At 70.5% G+C, this 6,547-nt stretch carries 6 protein-coding genes; 5 read left to right on the top strand and 1 reads right to left on the bottom strand.

Features of this window, described 5'->3' with window-relative positions; genetic code table 11:
- From M1203_RS33715 to M1203_RS33695, 5 genes are all read left to right on the top strand, one after another.
- Nucleotides 1–482, top strand: a 482-nt coding sequence (locus M1203_RS33715) for a DAK2 domain-containing protein (protein WP_249953656.1), incomplete at its 5' end; no start/stop codon positions are given.
- A 28-nt stretch (nt 483–510) separates the two neighbouring features.
- Nucleotides 511–1,023: a ribose-5-phosphate isomerase gene (locus M1203_RS33710; RefSeq protein ID WP_249953655.1), complete on the top strand. Its 513-nt coding sequence runs from the start codon at nt 511–513 to the stop codon at nt 1,021–1,023.
- Entirely contained in the window at nt 1,023–1,808 is a 786-nt protein-coding gene (locus M1203_RS33705; protein WP_249953654.1) for a triose-phosphate isomerase family protein, read from the top strand. The genes M1203_RS33710 and M1203_RS33705 overlap by 1 nt, the downstream gene beginning before the upstream one ends.
- On the top strand, nt 1,808–2,608 hold the full coding sequence (locus M1203_RS33700; RefSeq protein WP_249953653.1) for a sugar phosphate isomerase/epimerase: 801 nt from the start codon (nt 1,808–1,810) through the stop codon (nt 2,606–2,608). Before M1203_RS33705 ends, M1203_RS33700 begins: the two co-directional genes overlap by 1 nt.
- Complete coding sequence (locus M1203_RS33695) at nt 2,608–3,465, top strand: phosphogluconate dehydrogenase C-terminal domain-containing protein (protein ID WP_249953652.1); 858 nt, start codon at nt 2,608–2,610, stop codon at nt 3,463–3,465. The genes M1203_RS33700 and M1203_RS33695 overlap by 1 nt, the downstream gene beginning before the upstream one ends.
- A gap of 102 nt (nt 3,466–3,567) precedes the next feature.
- Here the strand turns inward: M1203_RS33695 and M1203_RS33690 are convergent, their stop codons facing one another.
- The gene (locus M1203_RS33690) at nt 3,568–6,534 is read right to left on the bottom strand and encodes an FAD-binding and (Fe-S)-binding domain-containing protein (RefSeq protein WP_249953651.1); all 2,967 of its coding nucleotides are present in this window, start codon (nt 6,532–6,534) and stop codon (nt 3,568–3,570) included.
- Nucleotides 6,535–6,547: the final 13 nt, after the last annotated feature.

Below are 6,547 nucleotides of genomic sequence, written 5' to 3'. Positions count from 1 at the left end.
TCCGCGCGGCCGAGGCCGGCGCGGGCGCGGGGACGGCGCTCGGCGCCGCCGCCGACGCCTGGGCGGACCGGGCCGGCGGCACATCCGGCGCGCTGTGGGGCGTACTGCTCCACGCGGTCGGCGCCGCGCTCGGCGACACCGAAGCGCCCACCGCCCCGGCCGTGGCACACGGCGTGTCCGAGGCATCCGCCGCGGTACGCCGGCTCGGCGGCGCCGAGGTCGGCGACAAGACGATGGTGGACGTTCTCGTACCGTTCGCCGACGTCCTCGCCGAAGCCGTCGCCGCCGGCGCGGCGCTCCCCGACGCCTGGCACCGCGCCGCGACCGCCGCGGAGGACGCGGCGAAGGCCACCGCCGGTCTCGTCCCCCGTGTCGGACGGGCCAGGCCGCATGTCGAACGGTCCCTCGGGACCCCGGACGCCGGCGCCCACTCCCTTGCCCTGATCGTCCGCGCCGTGCACGGCGTACTCGCCCCGCACTGACCCCCACCCACCGAGGAGCAACACCCCCATGAGCGACAAGCTGCGGATCGTCGTCGGCTCGGACGACGCCGGCTTCGACTACAAGGAAACACTGAAGAGGGACCTCCAGCGGAGCGATCTGGTCGCCACCGTCACCGATGTCGGTGTGGACGCCGACGGACACACCGCGTACCCGACGATCGCCATCGCCGCCGCCGAACTGGTCGCGCGCGGCGAGGCCGACCGCGCGCTGCTCGTCTGCGGCACCGGCCTCGGGGTGGCGATCGCCGCCAACAAGGTCAAGGGCATCCGCGCCGTCACCGCCCATGACTCGTTCTCCGTCGAGCGCGCGGTCCTCTCCAACAACGCGCAGGTCCTCACCTTCGGCCAGCGCGTCGTCGGCCTGGAGCTGGCCCGCCGGCTGGCCGGAGAGTGGCTGACATACCGCTTCGACGAGTCCTCCGCCTCCGCCGCCAAGGTCCAGCTGATGAAGAACTACGAGACCGACGACGAGACCGACGACGCGACCCACGAAGCGACCGACGAGGAAGCCGCCGCCTGATGTCCGCCACCACCCTGCTCGGGGTGAGTCTGAAGATGTACTTCGGACATCACGAAACCCTCAACTGGGCCCGCCGCGTCGGCGACATCGCCGCCCGGCACCCGGCCGTCACCGAGGGCCGCACCGAGCTGTTCGTCCTGCCGGCCTTCCCGGCGATCGTCCCGCTGCGCTCACTCCTCGCCGGTACGGGCGTCCGCGTCGGCGCGCAGGATCTCGCCACCGACGACCGGGGCCCCTTCACCGGCGAGGTCTCCGGTCCGTATCTCAAGGAGATCGGCTGCTCCTACGCGGAGGTCGGCCACGCCGAACGGCGCCGGCTCTTCGGCGAAGGGGACACCGTCGTCGCGGCCAAGACCGCCGCCGCCCTGCGCAACCGCCTCACACCCGTGCTCTGCGTCGGCGAACTGGACCCGGCCGGACCCGCCGAGGCGGCCGACCGTACCGTCGCCGAGCTGGCTCGGATCCTGGCCACCGCCCAGCACGACGGCGGCGACGCCGGCGAGATCGTCGTCGCCTATGAACCGCAGTGGGCGATCGGCGCACCGCGGCCCGCCTCCCCGGAACACATCACCACCGTCTGCGCGGCCCTGACCTCCTGGCTGGCGGCGCGCCCCGGCTACGAGGGCAGCCGGGTGATCTACGGCGGAAGCGCCGGCCCCGGACTCCTCGGGGACCTCGGAGAGGGCGTCGACGGACTGTTCCTCGGGCGTTTCGCCCACGACCCGGACGCCGTCGAGCGGATCCTCGACGAGATGAGCGACCGCACGGCGAAGGCGGGCGGCTGATGGCATACGGACTCAGCACCTACGCGTACTTCTGGCGCCTCTCGTCCCGCGCGCCGAAGCCCCTCACCATCGAGCGGATGCTCGTCAACACCCGTGAACTGGGCGGCGATGTCTTCCAGATCTGTGACTACCCGCTGATCGAGACCTTCGACGCCGCCCGGCTCGCCGACATCCGCGCCACCGCCGAGGACCTGGGCATCACCCTGGAACTGGGCACCCGCGGTATCGGGCGGGACCACCTCGCGCGCTATCTCGAACTGGCGGGCACGCTGGACGTCACGCTCGTCCGCTCGATGATGAACACCGCCGATCACCGGCCGGACACCGCCGAGGCGACCGCGCTGCTGCGCGCGAGCGTCCCCGCCTACGCGGACCGGGGCATCACGCTCGGCCTGGAGACCTACGAGCAGGTCTCCACCGACGACCTCCTCACCGTCATCCGCGCGGTCGACGATCCCCACCTGGGGGTCGTGCTCGATCCGGGCAACTGCGTGGCGCGGCTGGAACACCCCAGGGACGTCGTCGAGGCGACGGCTCCCCATGTCGTCAACATCCATGTCAAGGACTTCGCCTTCACCCGGCGGGACGGCTGGGTCGGCTTCACCTACGCGGGCTGTCCGCTGGGCGAGGGACAGCTCGACCACGCCCATATGACCGCGACCGTACGGCCCGATCAGCGCGGGATCAATCAGATCGTGGAGCACTGGCTTCCGTGGCAGGACGACGGATTCGAGACCACCGCCCGGATCGAGGACCGGTGGACCCGGCACTGCATCAGCACACTTCAGAGGAGCGAGTAATGGCCATCGAGAACAAGACCGTCGCCGTCATCGGTGCCGCCGGAAAGATGGGCAGGCGCGTCTCCGACAACCTCGTCACGAGCGACTTCCGGGTGCTGTTCGCCGAGAACTCCCCCCAGGGCCAGGAACTGATCCGGAGCCTCGGCCGGGAACTGACCGACTCCGCCGAGGCCGCCGCCCAGGCGGACGTGCTCATCCTGGCCGTGCCGGACGTCGTGCTCGGCACCGTCTCCGAGCAGCTCGTCCCGCTGATGAGGCCCGGCTCCGTGCTGCTCACCCTCGACCCGGCCGCCGCCTACGCGGGTCTGCTCACCCGCCGCGACGATGTGCACAACGCCGTCGCCCACCCCTGCCACCCGTCCGTCTTCCTGGAGCGCACCACCAAGGAGGAGTACGCGGACACCTTCGGCGGGATCGCCGCGCCACAGGAGGTCGTCGCCTCCTTCGAGGGCCCGGACCCGGCCGTCCAGGAGCTGGCCGAGTCCGTGATCCGCACCATGTACGCGCCGGTCGTCGATGTGCACTGGGTGACGGTCAAGCAGCTCGCCGTCCTGGAGCCGACCCTGGTCGAGACCATCGCCTGCATGGTGGGGGCGCTGCTCACCGAGGCGCTGCACGAGACCGTCCACACGGTCGGCGTTCCCGAGAAGGCCGCCCGCGCGATGCTCCTGGGCCACACCCAGGTCGCGCTGGCCAACACCCTCAAGGGCGACAACCCGTTCTCCGACGCCTGTCTGATCGCCATGGACTACGGCCGCGAGTCGATCGTCAAGGACGACTGGAAGAAGGTCTTCGAGGACGACGAGCTGGACAAGGTCATCACACGCATGCTGCGGATCAAGGAGATCAAGCGCTGACGACGTCCGCCACCGCTCACCCGGCCTCCCCGGCGCACCCGCGCCGGGGAGGCCGCCCGTATATACGGGACACCCGTATATAGGGGACAGCACATACGGGGCTCAGCGTCCGGAGGACGGAGCGGTGAGCTCCACCGCCTCCCTCAGCAACTGGACGGGATGCCACGCGTCGCGGCGCGTGCCGTGGAAGATCTGCTGGCGGCAGGAGACCCCCGTCGCCACCACCACGGTCTCCGGCGGCTCCGCCTCGACAGCCGGAAAGAGCCGGTCCTGACCGACGGTCATGGACACCTCGTAGTGCTCGGACTCGAAGCCGAAGGACCCCGCCATCCCACAGCATCCGGCGTCCAGTTCGGACACCCGCACCCCGGGGATACGGTTGAGCAGGCTCATCGTCGCGGCGGTGCCGACCTCCGCCTTCTGGTGGCAGTGCCCGTGGTAGAGCAGTTTGCGGCCGGCGAGCCAGGAGTCCTCACGCAGCCGCAGCCGGCCGTCGTCCACCGCCTCGACCAGCAACTCCTCCACCTGACGCACCCGCCCCGAGATGTCCTTGACGGCCGAGTCGTTCGGCAGCAGCGCCCGGTGCTCGTCGCGCAGCGTCATCAGACAGGACGGCTCGCAGCCCACGATCGGTGAGCCGGGTTCCGTTGTCTCGGTGAGCAGATGGGCGAGCGCGAACGCCTTGTCCTTGGCGTCGTCGACCAGCCCCTTGGAGAGACTGGACCGGCCGCAGCAGCCCCGGCTCTCCAGCCGGACCTGCCAGCCCGCCAGCTCCAGCAGCTCGATGGCGGAGCGGCCGATGTCCGGCTCGGTGAAGGTGGTGAAGGAGTCGGCGAGGAACGTCAGCGTGCCCTGGGTGGCCGCCGGACGGCCCGACGCGGCGGCGCCACGCGCGTGCTTGCGGAACCACCGCACCAGATTGCGCCGTACGAACACCGGCAGCGGGCGCTCGGACGCGATGCCCGGCCAGCGGTCGAGCAGCAGCCGCAGCGGACGCAGCCGCCCCGGCAGATTGGACAGCGGCGCCGCCACCGAACCGAGCCGGTTCAGCAGCCGGATCGAGCCGAAGATACGGGACCGCAGCGGTACCCCGTGCAGATCGTGATGGTGCGACAGCGACTCGGCCTTGAGTGTGGCCATGTCGACACCGAGCGGGCACTCGCTCTTGCACGCCTTGCACATGAGGCACAGATCAAGGATCTCGTGCAGCCGCTCGTCCCCGAGCGCCTTACCGGGATCGGGTTCCGAGAGCGCCTTGACCAGGGCGTTGGCCCGGCCGCGAGTGGAGTCCTCCTCATTGCGGGTGGCCATGTACGAGGGACACATGGCGCCCGTACCGCTCTTGCGGCACAACCCGATGTTCATGCACCGGTCCGCGGCGCCCCGCATACCGCCCACCACCTCGAAGGAGAGGCGGGTACGCAGCGGCTCGGCGGGGGGCAGCGCCCGGTCGCGGAGGTTGTCCGTCATCGAGGGCGCGTCCACGATCTTGCCGGGGTTCATCCGGTTGTCCGGGTCGAAGACCTGCTTGACCTGGCGCATCGCCTCGTACAGCCGGTCGCCGAAGATCTCCCGGTTGAACTCGCTCCTGGCCAGACCGTCGCCGTGCTCACTGGAGTTGACGCCGCCGTACTCCGTGACCAGGTCCTTGATCTCCTCGGCCACCGCGCGCATGGTGTCGACCTGTCCGGGGTCGGTCAGATCCACGAACGGACGGATGTGCAGACAGCCGACCGAGCAGTGGCCGTAGAAGCCCGCCGTCAGCCCGTGCCGGTCGAGCACCTCCTTGAAACGCTTGGTGTACTGGGGGAGATGGACCGGATCGACGGCCGTGTCCTCCACGAAGGCCAGCGGCCGGCGGGTGCCCTCGCCGGCGGCCATCAGCAGACCGAGGCTGGACTTACGGACCTTCAGCAGGGAGGACTGCTGGTCCGGGGTGATGGCCTGGAGGGTGTGATAGCCGTGGCCGTGCCGGGCCCAGAGCTTGGTCAGGCGCTCCATGCCGGCGAGCAGTTCCCGCTTGTCGTTCCCGGTGAAGCTGACGAAGAGCAGCGCGTCGGGGTCGCCTTCGAGGATGGTGCTCAGCGAGGCGTACTCGATCTTCTGCCGGGACAGGTCCAGGATCGTACGGTCCATCAGCTCGACCGCGGCCGGGTCGCAGGCCAGCGCGTCCTCGGTGGCCTCGATGGCGGCGGCCGTGCTGGTGAAGTGACCGACGGCGATCATGGTGTGGCGCGGTTTGGGTACCAGATCGACCAGCGCCTCGGTGGCGATGACGAGCGTGCCCTCCGAGCCGACGACAAACTTGGCCAGGTCGAACGGGGTGTCCGGGCGGGCCATCCGGTCCAGCCGATAGCCGCACGCCCGGCGCCAGAACTCCGGGAAACCCTCCGCGATGGCCTCGGAGTTGGCACGCACGATCCCTGGCAGCCGCTGGTAGAGGCTTCCCTCCAGGGTCGGCAGCGCCGCCCGGCGCGCGCGTTCCGCCTCGTCGACCGGCGCCAGCAGCGCCCGGCTCGCGTCGGAGAGGACGACATCGAGCTCCCGGACATGGTCGATGGTCATGCCGTAGCGCAGTGAGCCGCTGCCCGCCGAGTTGTTGCCGATCATCCCCCCGACGGTGGCCCGGTTGCTGGTGGAGGTGTCGGGACCGAACATCAGCCCCAGTGGCCCGGCCGCCCTGTTCAGCTGGTCCTGGACCACCCCCGCCTGCACGAGCGCCGTGCGGCGGCCGTCGTCGATCTCCAGGACGCGGTTCATGTACCGCGACAGATCCAGGACGAGCCCCGGGCCCACGGTCTGGCCGGCCAGACTGGTCCCGGCCCCGCGCGGCACCAGCGGTATGCCGTACTCCCCGGCCGCCGCCACCGCCGCGCGCACATCATCGGCGTGACGGGGGAAGACCACACCCACCGGGGTGATCGCGTACATGCTCGCGTCCCGCGAGAACAGATGCCGGGTGTAGTCGTCGAACCCCACATCACCGTCGAGCTCCCGCCGCAGGCGGTGTGCCAGGTCCTCTGCCGCCGCACCGCCGATCGCGGGGGCGTCCGAGTTGATCATTGTCATGTTCACTCGCTCC

Source organism: Streptomyces sp. 35G-GA-8, from assembly GCF_023534745.1.
Lineage (GTDB): Bacteria > Actinomycetota > Actinomycetes > Streptomycetales > Streptomycetaceae > Streptomyces.
This window is presented reverse-complemented; position numbering and strand designations above follow the sequence as displayed.